This window comes from Pseudomonas sp. 2835 (assembly GCF_050435905.1).
In the GTDB taxonomy this organism is placed as follows: Bacteria; Pseudomonadota; Gammaproteobacteria; order Pseudomonadales; family Pseudomonadaceae; genus Aquipseudomonas.
Genome location: NZ_JBNDLE010000019.1, coordinates 83,623 through 100,881 on the forward strand (window position 1 = coordinate 83,623; position 17,259 = coordinate 100,881).

14 protein-coding genes and 1 pseudogene are annotated in these 17,259 nt (G+C 62.0%); 10 read left to right on the forward strand and 5 right to left on the reverse strand.

Annotated features, from left to right (window positions below; translation table 11 throughout):
- Positions 1 to 46: 46 nt before the first annotated feature.
- On the reverse strand, positions 47 to 1,174 hold the full coding sequence (locus ABIE20_RS22380; RefSeq protein ID WP_429507393.1) for a branched-chain amino acid ABC transporter substrate-binding protein: 1,128 nt from the start codon (positions 1,172 to 1,174) through the stop codon (positions 47 to 49).
- 362 nt (positions 1,175 to 1,536) lie between these two features.
- On the opposite strand from ABIE20_RS22380, the gene ABIE20_RS22385 reads away from it, so the two are divergent.
- Complete coding sequence (locus ABIE20_RS22385) at positions 1,537 to 1,842, forward strand: DUF2288 domain-containing protein (protein ID WP_045197829.1); 306 nt, start codon at positions 1,537 to 1,539, stop codon at positions 1,840 to 1,842.
- 180 nt (positions 1,843 to 2,022) lie between these two features.
- On the opposite strand, the gene ABIE20_RS22390 is transcribed toward ABIE20_RS22385, so the two are convergent.
- Positions 2,023 to 4,203 carry a hypothetical protein gene (locus tag ABIE20_RS22390; protein ID WP_429507394.1) on the reverse strand — a complete coding sequence of 727 codons (2,181 nt, stop codon included), beginning with the start codon at positions 4,201 to 4,203 and terminating at the stop codon, positions 2,023 to 2,025.
- Between the two features lie 201 nt (positions 4,204 to 4,404).
- On the opposite strand from ABIE20_RS22390, the gene ABIE20_RS22395 reads away from it, so the two are divergent.
- On the forward strand, positions 4,405 to 5,292 hold the full coding sequence (locus tag ABIE20_RS22395) for an NAD(P)-dependent oxidoreductase (RefSeq protein WP_429507395.1): 888 nt from the start codon (positions 4,405 to 4,407) through the stop codon (positions 5,290 to 5,292).
- Here ABIE20_RS22395 and ABIE20_RS22400 read toward each other — a convergent pair.
- Positions 5,192 to 7,468, reverse strand: a complete 2,277-nt coding sequence (locus ABIE20_RS22400; RefSeq protein ID WP_429507396.1) for a putative bifunctional diguanylate cyclase/phosphodiesterase — start codon at positions 7,466 to 7,468, stop codon at positions 5,192 to 5,194. The genes ABIE20_RS22395 and ABIE20_RS22400 overlap by 101 nt on opposite strands.
- Positions 7,469 to 7,746: 278 nt before the next feature.
- Between ABIE20_RS22400 and ABIE20_RS22405 the strand changes: the two genes are divergently transcribed.
- Positions 7,747 to 9,099, forward strand: a complete 1,353-nt coding sequence (locus ABIE20_RS22405) for a spinster family MFS transporter (protein WP_429507397.1) — start codon at positions 7,747 to 7,749, stop codon at positions 9,097 to 9,099.
- Between the two features lie 97 nt (positions 9,100 to 9,196).
- Here ABIE20_RS22405 and rapA read toward each other — a convergent pair whose 3' ends face one another.
- Positions 9,197 to 12,043: an RNA polymerase-associated protein RapA gene (gene rapA, locus ABIE20_RS22410; RefSeq protein ID WP_429507398.1), complete on the reverse strand. Its 2,847-nt coding sequence runs from the start codon at positions 12,041 to 12,043 to the stop codon at positions 9,197 to 9,199.
- Positions 12,044 to 12,162: 119 nt separating this feature from the next.
- Here rapA and ABIE20_RS22415 point away from each other — a divergent pair, with 119 nt between their 5' ends.
- The 7 genes from ABIE20_RS22415 (at position 12,163) to ABIE20_RS22445 (ending at position 17,005) form a co-directional block, all read left to right on the forward strand.
- A complete protein-coding gene (locus ABIE20_RS22415; RefSeq protein WP_429507400.1) occupies positions 12,163 to 12,849 on the forward strand; it encodes a M949_RS01915 family surface polysaccharide biosynthesis protein in 687 nt (228 codons plus the stop codon).
- 91 nt (positions 12,850 to 12,940) lie between these two features.
- Positions 12,941 to 13,270, forward strand: coding sequence for an aspartate-semialdehyde dehydrogenase (locus ABIE20_RS22420; RefSeq protein ID WP_429507401.1), 330 nt, complete (start codon positions 12,941 to 12,943; stop codon positions 13,268 to 13,270).
- A 75-nt stretch (positions 13,271 to 13,345) separates the two neighbouring features.
- A complete protein-coding gene (locus tag ABIE20_RS22425; protein ID WP_095162293.1) occupies positions 13,346 to 13,510 on the forward strand; it encodes a hypothetical protein in 165 nt (54 codons plus the stop codon).
- Positions 13,511 to 13,644: 134 nt separating this feature from the next.
- The gene (gene ccoM, locus ABIE20_RS22430; protein WP_038999736.1) at positions 13,645 to 13,761 is read left to right on the forward strand and encodes a cytochrome c oxidase subunit CcoM; all 117 of its coding nucleotides are present in this window, start codon (positions 13,645 to 13,647) and stop codon (positions 13,759 to 13,761) included.
- A 181-nt stretch (positions 13,762 to 13,942) separates the two neighbouring features.
- A complete protein-coding gene (locus ABIE20_RS22435; protein ID WP_429507403.1) occupies positions 13,943 to 15,931 on the forward strand; it encodes an FUSC family protein in 1,989 nt (662 codons plus the stop codon).
- Positions 15,918 to 16,124, forward strand: coding sequence for a DUF1656 domain-containing protein (locus ABIE20_RS22440; protein ID WP_429507405.1), 207 nt, complete (start codon positions 15,918 to 15,920; stop codon positions 16,122 to 16,124). Before ABIE20_RS22435 ends, ABIE20_RS22440 begins: the two co-directional genes overlap by 14 nt.
- An 11-nt stretch (positions 16,125 to 16,135) precedes the next feature.
- Entirely contained in the window at positions 16,136 to 17,005 is an 870-nt protein-coding gene (locus ABIE20_RS22445; protein WP_429507406.1) for an efflux RND transporter periplasmic adaptor subunit, read from the forward strand.
- Positions 17,006 to 17,009: 4 nt separating this feature from the next.
- On the opposite strand, the pseudogene ABIE20_RS22450 reads toward ABIE20_RS22445, so the two are convergent.
- Positions 17,010 to 17,210 (reverse strand): annotated as a pseudogene (locus ABIE20_RS22450) (SDR family oxidoreductase); the annotation flags it as partial.
- Between the last annotated feature and the right edge of the window lie 49 nt (positions 17,211 to 17,259).

The following is a 17,259-nucleotide window of genomic DNA, read 5'->3' on the forward strand; positions in this document are numbered from 1 at the left end:
GCCCACTGCTCGCACAGTGGGCTTGTAGTCATATAGTCAGACGGGATTACTGAGGAGAAACTTCGGTTTTAGGTTTGCCGAAATGCCATTCGTAGACCACGAATTTGAAGTCTTTCAGGTCGCCTTTGGCGTCGTACGACAGGTCACCGGTCGGGGTCTTGAAGGTGCCGGCGTGGATGGCGGCAGCCACTTTGTCGGTGTCTTCGGACTTGGCCGCCTTGATGCCTTCGGCGATCAGCTCGACAGCCGAGTAGGCCGGGAACACGAACGGACCGCTTGGGTCTTTGCCGTCGGCCTTGATGGCATCGGCGATTGCCTTGTTCGCAGGATCGGCGTCGAAGGATTTCGGCAGGGTCACCAGCAGGCCTTCGGAAGCGCCTTGGGCGATCTGCGAAATGGAGTCGTTGCCGACACCTTCAGGGCCCATGAACTTGGCGCTCAGGCCTTTCTCCTTGGCTTGGCGCAGGATCAGGCCCAGCTCCGGGTGGTAGCCGCCGTAGTAGACGAAGTCGACGTTGGCTTGCTTGAGCTTCTGGATGATCGAGGAGAAGTCCTTGTCGCCGGCGTTCAGGCCTTCGAAGACGGCAACCTTGACGCCTTTGCCTTCGAGGGTGGTTTTGACCGCGCTGGCGATGCCTTCACCGTATTGCTGCTTGTCGTGCAGCACGGCAACGATTTTAGGTTTGACGTGGTCGGCAATGTAGTTGCCGGCTGCCGGGCCCTGGGCGCTGTCCAGGCCGATGGTACGGAAGATCAGCTTGTAACCGCGGGAGGTGATTTCCGGGCTGGTAGCAGCCGGGGTGATCATGATCACGCCTTCGTCTTCGTAGATGTCGGACGCAGGCTGGGTGGAGCTGGAGCACAGGTGGCCGACCACGTACTTGACGCCGTCATTGACCACTTTGTTGGCGACTGCCACGGCCTGTTTAGGGTCGCAGGCGTCATCGTATTCTTTGGCTTCAAGCATCTTGCCGTCGACGCCGCCCTTGGCGTTGATGTCCTTGATGGCCTGTTTTGCACCGATGAACTGCATGTCGCCGTACTGAGTGACCGGGCCGGTTTTCGGGCCGGCGATGCCGATCTTGATGGTATCGGCTGCAAACGAATGGCTGGCAACCCCGGCCAGAACCATTGCGGCAAACAGTTTGGAAATCTGCTTAGTAGCCTTACTCATAGTGCTCCACTCATTCTGTTGTAATTTTTATAGTCCTGGCGGCCAGAGCTTGAGGACCGGATCAGGTTCCATGTGAGGCGACGCCTCGTCATGGACCCGGATAACCCCCGGATCGGCCCTGGCAACTGTACCGGTACAGTGTAGAGCGCTGCTTTGTCGCTTGAAAAGCAGGCCCGCTGGGGCAAAAACCAGGGGTGTCGCCTAATCGACAGAAAGTTATAGAAAAACGCCGTTGTTTTGCCAGTTTCTCTGGTCAATCCGGGGCATTTACCACCTTGTCGATCAATTACTTATTTTGAAACTGGGTTTTTCTGCAAAAATACCGACCTTTATCGCGGTCGAATTATTTCTGGTAGGAACCCATGACAGATCAACCAAGCACCCTCTATGCCAAATTGCTCGGCGAGACAGCAATAATCGAGTGGAAAGCGCTGGAGCGTTTTTGGGCCAAGGGTGACCTGATTTGGGTCGAGCCGACCCTGGACCTGATCGATGTTGCACAGGCAATGGCCGAAAACCGTAGCGAAAGCGTCGCTGCATGGCGTAATGCTGGCACTGTCGGAGCGGTGACTGCAGAGCAGGCACTAGACCTTCAGAGCCGCGATCCAGAGATCTGGGCCGTGGTGGTCTCGCCGTTTATTGTGATTCAGGAAAAGACCAACGGCTGATCGCGCGCCAAAATGGTGCGTGAAAATGCACAGCGAGATGGTGTTGGTGCGCGGGACTGTTCAGCCGGGGTGGCTGTTGGTAACAGTTCGGTGTGCCGAGACAGTGCGGTAACAGTCTGTTCGCGGGGCAAGCCCGCTCCTACGGGTATAGGAGCGGGCTTGCCCCGCGATGCTTTCTAATCAGTAATCCACTTTACCGGTATGACTGTTCAACGAAATCACCCGGGTCTTGCCAATGCGGTGACGGTATATTTCACGCAGGTATTTCACCGCTTTCTTCACGCATTCGCGTGACAGCCGGATGTCATTGATCGAGACGAACTTGCTCTTGTCGTTGATCAGCTCGCGGTACTTCTTCTCGTACATCGGTTTGATCGCGTACCAGTTGGTGTCGAGGATCTTCGCCGGGTTCTCGAATTCGTTGAGCAGGTCATCGATGCGGTCTTCATCGAAGGCGTCGCTGGTGATGAATTCGAGGATGGCGTTGTCCAGGGTGTCGTCAAAACGGTACGGGTTACGCGCAAAGCAGCGCTTGATGAAGGCCACGATCAGGGTCAGGAAGTCGTCGGACAGGCACGGGCTCTTGGCGATCAGGGTGGTCAGCGAGAGGTTGGCCGAGGCGCCTATCACCAGTGCGTAGCGCTTGAGCGTGGTGTTGGGGAACAGGCTGTTGAGGTGAGTCTTGAGCCGGTTCAGGTCCATGTACGACAGCTTGTAGTCCTTGGGCAGCGACACGATCGACACCACCGACGAGCAGTTCTTGAAAAAATGCAGGTCGTGCAGCGCCGCCGCGTCGTAGCCGGAGGCCTGGTACTGCTCCAGGGCGGCGCGGTAGCGGCGGGACTCGATCGGCAGCAGGCTGATGCCTTCGATCGCCTGGGTCACCTTGTTGAAGTGCGGCAGGTCGATGGAGCGGAAGAACAGGTCGTCGATGTTCAGTCGCGGCTGCTCTTTCTCGAACACTTTGAATTTGTCCGAACTGGGTGATGGCTGTTCCGGTACCACCGATTCTGCGTAGGCGATGGCCACGGGGCCTGCCAGGCTCATGAACAGGTCATTGGCGTCCAGGCGGATGGTTTCGCCGATGTCGATGCCGGCACGACGGAAGTAGTTCTGGTCGTAGTCGGTGGTCACCGCCTGGGCGGTGAGGATGTTGAAGATCTGCTGGGAGATGTACTGGTTGGCGTGCTTCTCCATGGCATTGACGTCGATGTTCTGGATGTTGCCGTCATCGTTCTCTTCGGCGTAGCGCATGATGTCGTTGGAGATCAGCATCATTGCGTTCCACGGGCGGATGCGGCCCATGACGCTGGCTTCGCTGCTGTCTTCATTGTCGAAGTTGTACGAGAAATCCCATTCTTCAGACAAGTATTTGCACAACAGCCGGCCGGCGTTGATGTGCAGGGCTTCGGACATCTCGCTGCGGTGATCGGAAATGTTCGGCAGCACGCAGATGCCGCTGGTGAAGATTGGCTCGAAGACGAACGAATGGCCACTCTTGCCGTCATTCTCGTCGGCAGGCTTGGTGTCGAAAGTCTTGTTCATGTACGAGTACTGCTGGGCCAGGCCGAACTCCGAGGCCATGCCCGAGCCGGTACCACCACCGGCGCTGAAGATGTAGAAATACAGCCGTGACTGGTTGGCCTTGATCCCGCAGGAGTCGATCAGGTACGAGTGGATCAGTTTCCAGTCGGCGCTGGAGAAGCGATGGGTTTCCTTGTTGAGGATGATCTTGGCCAGGTACTGGCCGAGGATCGGCGCGTTACCGGCGCCACCGGCATGGACTTCCGACAGGTCCATGATCTTCATCTTGCTGTAGTCACGGATAAACCCGCTCTTCTCGCCCTTGCGCGAGAAACGGATGCGTCCGGCGATGTCCTTGTCGAGGTCGCCGAGCATTACCAGGGGCTCTACCAGGAACACCGGCTTGCTGCCCTTGTTCTGCACCAGGCGCAAGTTGTTGCGAATCCAGCGTGCCGGGCTGTAGTTCGGTTCGCTGCCGGTGCGGTCGTCGTTATTGAATTCGTTGAGGTAGAAGGTCCTGGCGTTGTATACAAGTTCTGCCACATCCAGGGCGATGTTCGAGCCACAACGGCCCAGGCCGATCAGGCACACCGAAGGGAACTGCTGGTCCAGGCGCAGCTGAGTGTCGTCTTCGACATGCACGCTGGGCGGGAACACCAGGTCGCGCAGGCCGTCGAGGTTGTCGAGGATGCGCTGGATATCGGTTTCGGTGAAGTACAGGTACTGCTGCGGGTTAAGCGCCCGCGGGCTGTAGTAGCTCGAGCCGGGAGCGCTGTACGCGGGAGTGGGTGAAGTCAGCTCGGAAACCGCGTTGGCAGAAGTAGTCTTGGAGGTCATTTTGCGCCATTTGCCTGGGGGTGGGTGGCTGTTCTAGTAGGTAGCATAGAGCCATCACTGGATGAGGTTCGCGACTGTATCAGTGCGCATTTGGCGTGAGCGATAGGGGTTAACCCTATGCCTGTGTAGGAGTTTTCCTTGCCACGCCTGCAAACTGAATCGTCCGATCAGTCAACTTCTTTAATCTGTCTGGAGCTGTACATGAGCACTGCACGTCCTTCGTTGGGGTTTGCCGGTATCGGTCTGATGGGCTTGCCCATGTGTCGGCGGCTGTTGGTGGCGGGTTATCCGCTGACGGTGTGGAACCGCTCGGCGGACAAATGCGCCGAGCTGGTCAAGGCCGGCGCCCGCCAGGTGGAGACCCCGGCCGAGCTGTGCCAGCACGCCGATGTGCTGATGCTGTGCCTGGCCGACACGGCGGTGGTGCGCGAGGTGGTGTTCGGCGAACAGGGCATCGTTACCGGCGGCAAGCCGGGCCAGTTGCTGGTGGATTTCTCCAGCCTCGAACCGACTGCCACCCGCGAGATGGCCAGCGAGCTGGCGGCCAAGACCGGCATGAGCTGGCTCGATACGCCGGTTTCCGGTGGCACTCCGGGCGCCGAAGCCGGCACCCTGGCGATCATGGCCGGTGGCGAGGCTGCAGACCTTGAGCGCGTGCGCCCGGTGCTATTGACCCTCGGCCAGCGCGTGACCCACATGGGACCGGTTGGGGCCGGGCAGGTGACCAAGGCCTGCAACCAGATGATCGTTGCCTGCAATGCGCTGGTGATTGCCGAAGTGGTGGCGCTGGCCGAGCAATCGGGCGTCGACGCCAGCCTGATCGCCGAGGCCCTGGCCGGAGGTTTTGCCGACTCCAAGCCACTGCAGATTCTCGCTCCGCAAATGGCCGCAAGCCGCTTCGAGCCGGTGAAGTGGCACGTGCGCACCTTGCTCAAGGACCTGGATACCGCAGTGAAATTTTCCCGTGAACAGGGTTCGTCGACGCCGATCAGTGGCCTGGCCGCGCAATTGATGCGCTTGCACGGTAGTCAGGGCTATCTGCAAAAAGATCCGGCGACACTGATTGATCTGTACCGGCGTAAGGATTGATGCTGCTCAGCGCCTGTTCATGGCGCTGGTTGAGCTCGCCGAGCACCGGTCGCAGTTCACCCAGCGGCACGGGCCGGCTGAGCAGGTAACCCTGGAGGAAATCGCAGCCCTGTTGGGCGAGAAACTGGTACTGCTCGATGGTTTCGACGCCTTCGGTGATCACCTGCAGGTGCAGGGTGTGCGCCATGACGATGATTGCCTGGACGATTTCCATGTCCTGGCGGCAACGCGGTACATCCTGAATGAACGAGCGATCTATCTTCAGGGTGTCCAGCGGCAGGCGCTTGAGGTAGGCCAGTGACGAGTAACCGGTGCCGAAGTCATCGATCGACAGCGACACGCCCTGGGCGCGGATGCGCTTGAGCAGGGCGATGGTGTTGTGAATGTTGCCCATCAGCGCGTTTTCGGTAACTTCCAGCTCAAGCTGGCGCGCCGGGATACCGGCCTGGCGCAGGGCATCTTCGACTTCCTGGGCCAGTTCCTCGCGGGCCAGGGTCAGCGCCGAGCAATTGACGGTCACCTTGAGGCCGTCGTAACCGTGGCGGTTGAGCTGGGCCAGGTCTTCGCAGGCATGGCGCAGTACCCAGAGGTCGAGTTCGGCGATCAGGCCGTTGGCTTCGGCAATGCCGATGAAGCGGTCCGGGCTGAGCAGCCCGTGCTGTGGATGTTGCCAGCGCACCAGGGCTTCGAGTTTGGCCACCTGGCCGCTGTGCAGGTCGAAAATTGGCTGGTAATGGATACGCAGGCCGCGTTCTTCGAGCAGGGCAATACGCAGCTCTTCTTCAAGTTGCAGCTCAAGGGTTGCGCGGGTTTTCAGGTTGCTGTTGAAGAAGTTCAGGTTGTTGCGCCCACAACCCTTGGATTGATACAAGGCCAGGTCGGCGTTTTTCAAAAGCTCGTCACAACTGCGGCCATCATCGGGGAACACGCTGATACCGATGCTGGTGGTCATGACCATGCGTCGCCCGGCCAAGTCGATTGGCTCTTTCATCTTCTGCATGATGCGCTGGGCCAGGTGCCGGGCTTCGTCGCGGCTGTGCAGGGCGGTAAGAATGCAGAATTCGTCGCCGCCAAAGCGGGCGACCACATCCTGGCTGCGGGTGGCAGTCTTGATATGCGCGGCAATCACCTTGAGCAACTCATCGCCAGCGTCATGGCCGAGGCTGTCGTTGATGCGCTTGAAATGGTCGATGTCGAGGAACATTACCGCCAGCATGCCGTCATTGGCGGTTTGCTCGGCGAGGCGCTCGGCAAACACCTGGTTGAAGCCGCGGCGGTTGACCAGGTTGGTCAGGGCATCGTAATGGGCGGCCTGCTGCAGGGACACCCGGGCCTGATCCAGCTGGCTGAGCAGCACGTTGACCCGGCGCAGGTCGTGCTCCTTGCTTTGCAGCTTTTTGTCCGAGAGCGCGGCACTGATGCTGCTGGCGCTGATCAGCAGGGTGATAAAGGCGATGGTCAGGCTCAGTTGCAGGCTGTTGTCGCTGGCCGGCAGCGACAGCGGGGTGTCAGGCGCAAGCACCAGGGTCAGGGCCGCCATGCCCAGCAGATGGGTGCCGACAATCCCGCCAGCCATCAGCAGGCTGGCGGCGTATTTCATCAGCTGGTAAAGGGTACCGCTGCCATTGCGTAAATAACGGGCGAACAGCAGTGCGGCGAGGCTTGTGGCGATGGCGGCGGCGACAGAGGCGGCGAACAGGTCGGGGCGATAGAACTGCTGGGCGCTGGAGCGCATGGCGGCCATGCCGGTGTAGTGCATGGCGATGATCCCCAGGCCAAAGCACACCGCCGCTTGCAGGTAATGGCGTGGTAGCAGCTCCTGGCGGCCCAGGGTATTCATGGCCATCCAGCCGGCCAGCAGCATGATCAGCAGCGAGGCGCCGGTCAGGGCAACGTCGTAGTGAACCTCCAGCGGCGTTTGCAGGGCCAGCAAGCTGACAAAGTGCATGGCCCAGATACCGCCAGCCAGGCAGCAGGCTCCGAGCAGGCGCCATTGGCGCTGGGCGGCGGGTTGTTCGACATGGCTCAGACGCTCGGCCATGTCGAGGGTGGCGAAGCTGCCGGCACAGGCGATCAGAAACGCAAGCAGCACCAGGTAGGGGTTGTGCCTGCAATCGAGTAGGATCTGTCCGGTTGCCGGAAGTTCGGCGAGCATTTGCAGCCCCAGCCACTCCATAGCATGCCTCTTTTTCGAGTGTGCACTCGTCCCCCGATAGCCCGCTTGGAGACCGTTGTGCAGGAGTATAGGAACTCAGCATTAGTCCATCCTGAATAATGGCAAATTGATTCCTACGATTTGGTCATTGAGGCAATAGCGCCCGGTTCTAAAACTGCAAATGGTTACAATTACCCGATATCAGTCCGGTCAATGGTGGCAGACAGATCGCCAAGTGCCCTCTAGATTCAGTTCGGCGTGCTGGAAAGCCCCGAACAATAATAACGAGGGACTGATCGATGCAGAGCTCCACTCAAGCGGCGAACGCCTGGCGAATCCTGTTCCTGCTGTTTCTGGCCAACCTGTTCAACTTCTTCGACCGCACCATTCCCGCCATCATCATCGAGCCGATCCGCCTGGAGTGGCACCTGAGCGACTTTCAGATCGGTTTGATCGGTACCGCCTTTACCCTGGTCTATGCGATTGCCGGCCTGCCGCTGGGGCGCATGGCCGACAATGGTTCACGCAGCAAACTGATGGGCTGGGGGCTGATGGCCTGGAGCGGGCTGACGGCGGTCAATGGCATGGTCGGCAGCTTCTGGAGTTTTTTGCTGGTGCGCATGGGCGTGGGCATCGGTGAGGCCAGCTATGCGCCGGCTGCCAACTCGCTGATCGGCGACTTGTTCCCCGCCGAGAAACGCGCGCGGGCCATGGGCATTTTCATGCTCGGCCTGCCGCTGGGCCTGTTGCTGGCGTTCTTTACCATCGGCGCAATGGTGCAGGCCTTTGACAGTTGGCGGGCGCCGTTCTTCATCGCGGCGGTGCCGGGGCTGTTGCTGGCGCTGTTCATGTTCATGATCCGCGAGCCGGCGCGCGGCGCGGCGGAATCGGTGGCGATCTCCCAGGCGCCGGTGGACAGGCCGTTGCGTCGGGTGCTGAGCGTACCGACCTTCTGCTGGCTGGTGCTCGCAGGCCTTACTTTCAACTTCGCCACCTACGCCTGCAACTCGTTCATGGTGCCGATGCTGCAGCGCTACTTTTTACTCTCGCTGCAGCAGGCGGCGGTGGCCACCGGGGTGATCGTCGGCCTGACCGGCCTGGTGGGCCTGACCCTCGGCGGCTGGATTGCCGACAAGGTGCATCAGCGCTTTGCCAACGGGCGCTTGCTGTTCGGTGCCTTGAGCATGTTGATTGCGACCCTGGCCACTGCCTGGGCATTGCACGCCGGGCGGATCGAGATTGGGGTGTTCGTGGCGGTGTTCGGGGGCGGCTGGCTGTTTGCCTACAACTTCTATACCTGTGTCTACACCGCGATTCAGGACGTGGTGCAACCGCGGCTGCGGGCGACGGCGATGGCGCTGTTCTTTGCCGGGCTTTATCTGCTTGGCGGCGGCCTGGGGCCGGTGGTGGTGGGGGCGCTGTCGGACCATTTCGCCGTGGCGGCAATGCAGGCCGCGGGGGCCGTGCAGATGAGCGAGGCGTTCAAGGCTGAAGGCCTGCACGGGGCGATGTACCTGATCCCGGTGGCGTTGATGCTGACGCTGGTGTTCCTGCTGCTGGCGTCGCGGTGCTTTAGCCGGGATGCGCAGAGGATGCGCGAGGGGATGGTGGCTGATAGTGAGGAGGCAGCGGGCAAGCTTGCACAGGCCTGAGGGACCTCATCGCCAGCAAGGCTGGCTCCCACAGGGTTCGATCTTTGCCAACAGATCCTGTGGGAGCTGGCTTTGCCAGCGATGAATACGACGCGGTTTATCCGGCCACCAGCACCCGAATCGCTTCCAGGCGCAGCGCCGCTTTTTCCAGCATCGCCAGGCCTTGTTCACGCTGCTTGCGCAGGGCGTCGATTTCGCTGTCGCGAACGGTCGGGTTGACCGCTTGCAGCGCAATCAGGCGCGCCAGCTCTTCGTCGGTTTCCGCCGCCAGGCGGCGCTGCGCTTCGGCGACACGTTCGGCATGGCGCGGCATGATCTTGGCTTCGCCGCCGTTGATCCGCGGTGCCAGCACGTCGCGCTGGGCCTGGATGAACTTGTTGGCGCTGGCCTTGGGCACGCTTTCAAGCTGGTCGTTGAGGGTCTCGAAGGACACCCGCGAAGCCAGGTCGTTGCCATTGGCGTCGAGCAGGCAGCGCAGGGCTGCCGGTGGCAGGTAACGGCCCAGTTGCAGGGCGCGCGGGGCAACCACTTCACTCACGTACAGCAACTCCAGCAGCACGGTGCCGGGCTTGAGTGCCTTGTTCTTGATCAGCGCCACCGAGGTGTTGCCCATCGAGCCGGACAGCACCAGGTCCATGCCGCCCTGAACCATCGGGTGCTCCCAGGTGATGAACTGCATGTCTTCACGGGACAGCGCCTGGTTGCGGTCGTAGGTGATGGTCACGCCTTCGTCATCGCCCAGCGGGAAGCTGGCGTCGAGCATTTTTTCGCTCGGCTTGAGGATCAGGGCGTTTTCCGAGTGGTCTTCGCTGTCGATGCCAAACGCGTCGAACAGGGTTTCCATGTAGATCGGCAGGGCGAACTGGTCGTCCTGCTCAAGGATCGCCTCGACCAGCTCCTGGCCTTCACCGGCGCCACCGGAGTTGAGCTCCAGCAGGCGGTCGCGACCGCTGTGCAGCTCGGCTTCGAGGCGTTCGCGCTCGGCGCGGGCCTCGTCCACCAGCGCTTGCCACTCATCGTCGTCACCGCTTTCGAGCAGCGGCAGCAGGCGCGGGCCGAACTGGTGCTGCAGGGCGTTGCCGGTCGGGCAGGTATTGAGGAAGGCATTCAGGGCCTGGTGGTACCACTGGAACAGGCGCTCTTGCGGGCTGTTCTGCAGGTGCGGCACGTGCAGTTCGATCGTGTGCTTCTGGCCGATCCGGTCCAGGCGGCCGATACGCTGCTCGAGCAGGTCCGGGTGGGCTGGCAGGTCGAACAGCACCAGGTGATGGGCGAACTGGAAGTTGCGGCCTTCACTGCCGATTTCCGAACAGATCAGCACCTGGGCGCCGAACTCTTCGTCGGCGAAGTAGGCGGCGGCGCGGTCGCGCTCAAGGATGCTCATGCCTTCGTGGAATACCGTCGCTGGAATACCGGAACGCACGCGCAGGGCGTCTTCCAGGTCCATGGCGGTTTCGGCGTGGGCGCAGATCACCAGGACCTTGACCCGCTTGAGCATCTTCAGGGTGTCGATCAGCCAGTCGACCCGTGGGTCGAAGCGCCACCAGCGCTCTTCTTCGCTGCCTTCGCTTTGGGACTGGAAAGCAACCTCCGGATACAACTCGGCGTGCTCGCCCAGCGGCAGCTCCATGTACTGGTCGGGGTTGGGCAGCGGGTAAGGGTGCAGGTTGCGCTCAGGGAAACCCTGGACCGCGGCGCGGGTGTTGCGAAACAGCACGCGGCCAGTGCCGTGGCGGTCGAGCAGCTCGCGAATAAGGCGGGCGCTGGCCTGGGTGTCGCCATCGTTGACCGCAGCCAGCAGGGCTTCGCCTTCGGCACCGAGGAAACCTTCGATGGTGGCGTGGGCCTTGGGCGACAGGCGGCCTTCGTCGAGCAGTTCCTGGACCGCTTCGGCTACCGGGCGATAGTGTTCGCTTTCGGCGCGGAAGGCGGCCAGGTCGTGGAAACGGTTCGGATCGAGCAGGCGCAGGCGCGCGAAGTGGCTGTCCTGGCCCAATTGCTCCGGGGTCGCGGTCAGCAGCAGTACGCCGGGGATGACCTCGGCCAGTTGCTCGACCAGGGCGTATTCCGGGCTGACCTGGTCTTCATGCCAGACCAGGTGGTGCGCCTCGTCGACCACCAGCAGGTCCCAGCCGGCGGCAAACAGCGCGTCCTGGGCTTTTTCGTCTTCGGTCAGCCATTCCAGGGCGACCAGCGCCAGCTGGGCATCTTCGAAGGGGTTGCTGGCATCGCTTTCGATAAAGCGCTCGGCATCGAACAGCGCAACCTGCAGGTTGAAGCGCCGGCGCATTTCCACCAGCCACTGGTGCTGGAGGTTTTCCGGGACCAGGATCAGCACGCGGCTGGCGCGACCCGAGAGCAGCTGGCGATGGATCACCAGGCCGGCTTCGATGGTCTTGCCCAGGCCTACTTCGTCGGCTAGCAGTACCCGCGGGGCGATACGGTCGGCCACTTCACGGGCAATGTGCAACTGGTGGGCGATCGGTTGGGCGCGAGTGCCGCCCAGGCCCCAGAGTGACGACTGCAGCTGGCGACTGGTGTGCTCAAGGGTGTTGTAGCGCAGCGAGAACCACGGCAACGGGTCGATCTGCCCGGCGAACAGGCGGTCGCTGGCCAGGCGGAACTGGATGAAGTTCGACAACTGGGTTTCCGGCAGGGTACGCCCCTGGTTCTGGGCGTCGAGGCCGTGATAGACCAGCAGGCCGTCGACATCCTCGACCTCGCGCACGGTCAGCTTCCACCCTTCGAAATGGGTGATCTGGTCGCCAGGCGAGAAGCGCACCCGGGTCAGGGGCGCATTGCGCAGGGAGTACTGGCGGGTGTCGCCAGTGGCCGGGTAGAGCACGGTCAACAAGCGGCCGTCCTGTGCCAGAACGGTCCCCAGACCTAGCTCGGCTTCGCTGTCGCTGATCCAGCGTTGCCCCGGTTGATACTGCTGCGCCATACTGCCTGACTCCCGCCATGAAAAAGCCGACTATCTTAACGGATAGCTCTGTGCAGACCAAAGAGTCTAGCAACTTCATCGACGAAAACCGCTGTCGCCATTGAGGGCCCGATACAGCCATGCCGATCTCCAACCCGTTGTTCATCCGAACGCTGGCCGTGGCGGGCGTGCTTCTGCTGGCTGCCTGCGACAAAAAAAGTTTCGAAATACTGGCGCCGATTCCCGCTGCGCAACTCGAGGCCCTGGGCGTGCAATCGCCGGTGCAGAGCGTGCATTACCACGACCGTGAGGGCGAAGGCCTGCTGGTGCTAAGCCGCAACGACGATCAGGTTAGCGATGAAGAGACCGATCAGGACGTCGACCGCGTGGTGCTCACGACGACGCTTTACGAACGCCAGGGCGATGACAGCTTCAAGCCGCGCTGGAAGATCGAGAACGAGACCACCTGCGCCGGGCTCGACCTGGATGTCGGCTTTTATACCGACGTCAGCGGCGTCAGCGACCTCAACAAGGACGGCCTGGCCGAGCTGACTGTCGCCAGCCACGCGTTTTGTGGCGGCGGTGTCGACCCCCATGAGCTGCATGTCGAGTTGCGCGAAGGCCAGGCCAGCTATGCTATCAATGGCCAGTCGCTGATCGCGATCGAAGGTGAGGAGCCGTATGGCGGCGAGCGCGAAGACAGCCCCTCGCTCAAGGGCGCGCCGCAAGTGTTGCGCGAGCACTTGAACGAAGTCTGGAACAACGTGCTCAAACGCCCGTGGAGCGAGGCCCAACCGGCCCCGGCAGACGAAGAAGACGATCGCTAGCCGGCAACTGTGAAGCCCCCCACACATTTTACCGGCTCTCGCTCAAGGCCCTTGGCTATCAGCCGACACACTGGCGACAGGAGATCATCCCATGCTGCCGCCCCTTATCCCGCTCAGCGCTGCACCCGTGACGCAACAACTGGACCCGGTCAAGCCGACGCCAGACATCAAGCCCGTGGTCCCGGCGCAGCCAACCTCCAGCGACAGCGCCATCGACCTCAAGCAGCGTGACCCGGAGCAGGCAGCGATCCTGTTGCGCGAAGAGCAGCGCCGCCACCAGCGTCGGCGCCAGTCGAGCCAGGATGAAGCGTTGTACCAGGCACTGCCCGGCGATGAAGTGAATGCCGACAACACCGTGCCGGTGGCGCCATTGATGGGTGAGCAGCCGCGCCAGGGGCTGCTGGTGGACATCGAAGTCTGAGGATACAAGCGCTACTGGTCAGCGCCGGCTGCAGCCTTCATGATTGCAGCACTGCAGTCAGCTTCCGAGCCCACCATGAGCCAAGACGACAACCTGATCGACCTCGGTGCCGAACGTGCACGCCGGGTCCACGACCTCAATGAAAAGCGCCTCAACGAAGTTCGCCAGGCGTTCGAGCAAGCCATGCCGCTAGGCAAGGCAAAGAAGAAAAAGCCCAAGGGCAAACCCAAGAAGCGTTGAAAACTTGATGCAGGTCAAGCCTGCACCCGCCTTGCGCGCCCGGTTCCGGGCGCTATTGACCTCGGTCAATTTCCTCCCCCGACCCATTCGTTACCTTAAGCCCATCGGACAGGTTCAGGCGAATGGAGGCCGACATGTTCTTCGATAATGTGGTTATCGCTGGAGTGGTGACGGTCGGTCTGATGCTGATGTTCTTCGTCGGATTCGGAATTTTCATCTGGAAAGACTCGAACAAGCGCAAAGAGCGCTGATCCTTTTCAGTCACGAGCACGCAAGGCATTTAGGGCGACTTCGGTCGCCCATTTTTTTTGTCTGGAGAAAAAACCTTTCAGCACCTCTGGACTATCAATAGTTAGCTAGCTAATAATTAAGCCCTGAACTTCTTGCTTCAACCTGACTATCTTTACAACACCGTCGTTCAAGGTGCGTCCCGTGCCCATCACGTTGCAGGCCCTGCTGGCGCCAAACAAATCCGCTGTGCAATTTGCCCTCAAGACCCTGCTTGGCGGTGGCCTGGCCCTGTGGCTGGCGCTGCGCTGGGGCCTTGAGCAGCCGGCCTGGGCGCTGATGACAGCGTTCATCGTCGCCCAGCCGCTGTCGGGCATGGTGGTGCAGAAGGGCCTGGCGCGGCTGCTCGGCACCCTGGTGGGCACGGTCATGTCGGTGCTGTTCATCGGCGCCTTCGCCCAGACACCATGGCTGTTTCTGTTTGCCCTGGCCTTATGGCTGGCGCTGTGTACCGCCTGCTCGACCTTGCTGCGCAGCGCCTGGGCTTATTCGTTCGTGCTGGCCGGCTACACCGTGGCGATCATTGCCCTGCCGGCCATCAACCACCCGCTGCTGGTGTTCGACCAGGCGGTGGCGCGCTGTACCGAGATCTGCCTGGGCATTGTCTGCGCCACCGCCACCAGCGCCTTGCTCTGGCCCATGCGGGTCGAGCAGCAGTTGAGCGGGCAGGCACGCCAGGCCTGGCAAAGCGGGCTGCAGGCCGCCAGTGCCGCCTTGAGTGGGGAAGAGCAGGGGCGCAAGGGCTTGCTGGAGATTCTTGGGCGTATCGTTGCCGTTGATTCCCAGCGCGAGCATGCCTGGTTCGAAGGCAGCCTCGGCCGTCAGCGCGGCCGGGCGGTTCGTGGGCTGAGCCAGAAGCTGCTGGTGCTGTTGCGGATTTCCCGTTCGGTGCGCCGGCAATGGCGGCAACTGGATGAACAGCAGGCTCAGCACATGGCGCCGTGGCTCGAAGAGGTCCAGGCACTGTTGGCCAACCCCGATCAGGCCAGCCTGTTGCTGTTGCGCCAGCGCGTTTGGGATGCGGCCCACGATGAGCAGATCAGCTCCGCCGAACACTACTGCCTGGCGCGCCTGACCTTGCTGCTGGACAACGCCATGGCCGCGACCCTTGCCCTGCGCGGTGTAGAGGAGGGCAAGCCGGCCGCCGATGTGCCCGACAGCCTGGCCGCCCACCGCGATGTGTCGCTGGCCCTGCTGTTCGGCTCGCGCAGCGCGCTGGCCTTTCTGGCCATGGCCAGCTTCTGGCTGGCCACTGCCTGGCAGGCCGCCCCCGGAGGGCTAGTGCTGACTTGCGTGGTCTGCAGCCTGTTCGCCAGCCGCGAAAATGGCGCGCAGATCGGCATGAGCTTTTTGCGCGGGATCCTCCTGGCGATACCGGTGGCGTTCGTGGTCGGGCAAATCCTCCTGCCAGAGCTCAGCGGCTTTGCCATGCTCTGCCTGGCCATGGGCGTGCCGTTGTTCTTCGGCGCCCTGGGCATGGCCAATCCGCGAATTGGCGCCACCGCTACTTCTTATTGCCTGCACTTTATCGTGCTGGTGGCGCCGCTCAATGTCATGAGTTTCGATGTCGCCACCTTCTTCAACAGTGCCCAGGCCATGCTCATGGGCGTCGGCGCCGCGGTGCTGGCATTCAAGCTGCTGGTGCTGCGCAACCCAGCCTGGCACGGCAAGCGGCTGCGCGCTGCGACCCAGAGCGACCTGGTGCGCCTGACTCGCCGCGACCTGCGCGGCGCCGACACCTGGTTCGGCGGGCGCATGGCCGATCGTTTGCTGCAACTGGCCCGGCATTACGGTGCTTTGCCCGAGCAGGAACGTGGGCGCTGGGATGATGGCCTGCACGGCCTGGATATCGGCGATGAGCTGCTGCACCTGCGCATGTGCCTGGCGGTCGCCCAGGCGCCAGTGGCGGCGGCCGAGCGCCAGTACCTGCAACAACTGGAATCGGTATTGGCCAGCGGCCCGGCCCCGGGGCGTGGCCAGCGTCTGGACGCAGCCAGCGAGCAGTTCATCGAAGCGCTGCACAGCGTACCTTCGAGTGATCCGTTGCGCCTGGCCATCGGCGCCGTACTGCAATTGCAGAAAAGCTGGGGCAAGTGGTGCCGTCGACAGGAGGAAATCCATGGGCTTGCGTGAATGGGCGCTGGGCGGTGTATTGCTCAGCCCGTTTCTACTGTATGTGCTGTTGGCCCTGCTGCTGACCGGGGGGGTGCGCCTGCTGTTGCGCTATACACCGTTGGGGCGCTGGGTCTGGCATGAAGCGTTGTTCGACTGCGCGCTGTTCGTTTGTATTCTGACCCTGGTGACCCACGTGCTGGGGCCGTTATAAGGAGTGTGACCATGCGTGCTGCTGTACGTATCGCAGTAACCCTGTGCCTGGTGGCGGTGGCGATTTTTGCCGGCTGGAAGCTCTGGCAGTACTACATGCTCACGCCCTGGACCCGTGATGCGAAGATTCGCGCCGACGTGGTGATCATTGCCCCGGATGTGTCCGGCTGGGTGCGTGAACTGAAGGTGCACGACAACCAGCAGGTCAAGGCCGGCGAACTGCTCATGTCGATCGACCGTGATCGGTTTGAAGCGGCCCTGGACAAGGCCAATGCCGTGGCCGAAACCCGCCAGCAGCAATTGCGCCTGCGTGAACACGAAGCCTCGCGTCGCGCCGCCCTGGGGCCCCAGGCGATCAGCGCCGAGTTGCGCGAAAATGCCCAGATCAACGCCGCCGTTGCCCGTGGCGAGCTGCGCGAAGCGCTTGCCGAGGTCAAGGTTGCGGCCATCAACCTGGCGCGCAGCCAGGTCAAGGCGCCGCGCAGCGGGCACATCACCAATCTGCGCCTGGCCGAAGGCAACTACGTCAATGCCGGGCAGTCGGTGATGGCTCTGGTGGACGACTCGACCTTCTACGTCCAGGCCTATTTCGAAGAAACCAAGCTGCCGCGCATTCGCGTGGGCGACCCGGTCAAGGTCTGGCTGATGAGCGCTGGCGAACCGATGCAGGGGCATGTCGAGAGCATCAGCCGCGGTATCACCGACCGCAACGCCAACCCTGACAGCCAGTTGCTCGCCGAAGTCGAACCGACCTTCAACTGGGTGCGCCTGGCCCAACGCATTCCGGTGCGGATCAAGCTCGACCAGGTGCCCGAAGGGGTCAACCTGAGCGCTGGCATGACCGCCAGCGTGCAGGTACGTGAGGACCAAGTGCAGCGTTGAGCGCTTAGAGGAGCGTACCGCCGGACACTTCCAGGCGCTGACCGGTAATCCAGCCGCCGCCATCGCTGAGCAGCAGGGCAACCGCAGCGCCGATATCGACCGGCAGGCCGACCCTGCCCAGGGCGGTGTTAGCGGCGATAAAGTCATTGACCTCGGTGTTGTCGCGTACCACGCCGCCGAAATCGGTTTCGATCGCCCCCGATGCCGGTGTCATTGCTCTACGCCGGGCAACTACACCTGCCGCAACGGGTGCG

Excerpts from the sequence above, each read along its gene's own strand:
- ABIE20_RS22440 (WP_429507405.1), top strand. The coding sequence starts at position 15,918 with ATGGGCTTGCGTGAATGGGCGCTGGGCGGTGTATTGCTCAGCCCGTTT.
- ABIE20_RS22400 (WP_429507396.1), bottom strand. The coding sequence starts at position 7,468 with ATGGAGTGGCTGGGGCTGCAAATGCTCGCCGAACTTCCGGCAACCGGA.
- rapA (WP_429507398.1), bottom strand. The coding sequence starts at position 12,043 with ATGGCGCAGCAGTATCAACCGGGGCAACGCTGGATCAGCGACAGCGAA.
- ABIE20_RS22380 (WP_429507393.1), bottom strand. The coding sequence starts at position 1,174 with ATGAGTAAGGCTACTAAGCAGATTTCCAAACTGTTTGCCGCAATGGTT.
- ABIE20_RS22385 (WP_045197829.1), top strand. The coding sequence starts at position 1,537 with ATGACAGATCAACCAAGCACCCTCTATGCCAAATTGCTCGGCGAGACA.
- ABIE20_RS22420 (WP_429507401.1), top strand. The coding sequence starts at position 12,941 with ATGCTGCCGCCCCTTATCCCGCTCAGCGCTGCACCCGTGACGCAACAA.
- ABIE20_RS22395 (WP_429507395.1), top strand. The coding sequence starts at position 4,405 with ATGAGCACTGCACGTCCTTCGTTGGGGTTTGCCGGTATCGGTCTGATG.
- ABIE20_RS22445 (WP_429507406.1), top strand. The coding sequence starts at position 16,136 with ATGCGTGCTGCTGTACGTATCGCAGTAACCCTGTGCCTGGTGGCGGTG.
- ccoM (WP_038999736.1), top strand. The coding sequence starts at position 13,645 with ATGTTCTTCGATAATGTGGTTATCGCTGGAGTGGTGACGGTCGGTCTG.
- ABIE20_RS22415 (WP_429507400.1), top strand. The coding sequence starts at position 12,163 with ATGCCGATCTCCAACCCGTTGTTCATCCGAACGCTGGCCGTGGCGGGC.
- ABIE20_RS22390 (WP_429507394.1), bottom strand. The coding sequence starts at position 4,203 with ATGACCTCCAAGACTACTTCTGCCAACGCGGTTTCCGAGCTGACTTCA.
- ABIE20_RS22405 (WP_429507397.1), top strand. The coding sequence starts at position 7,747 with ATGCAGAGCTCCACTCAAGCGGCGAACGCCTGGCGAATCCTGTTCCTG.
- ABIE20_RS22425 (WP_095162293.1), top strand. The coding sequence starts at position 13,346 with ATGAGCCAAGACGACAACCTGATCGACCTCGGTGCCGAACGTGCACGC.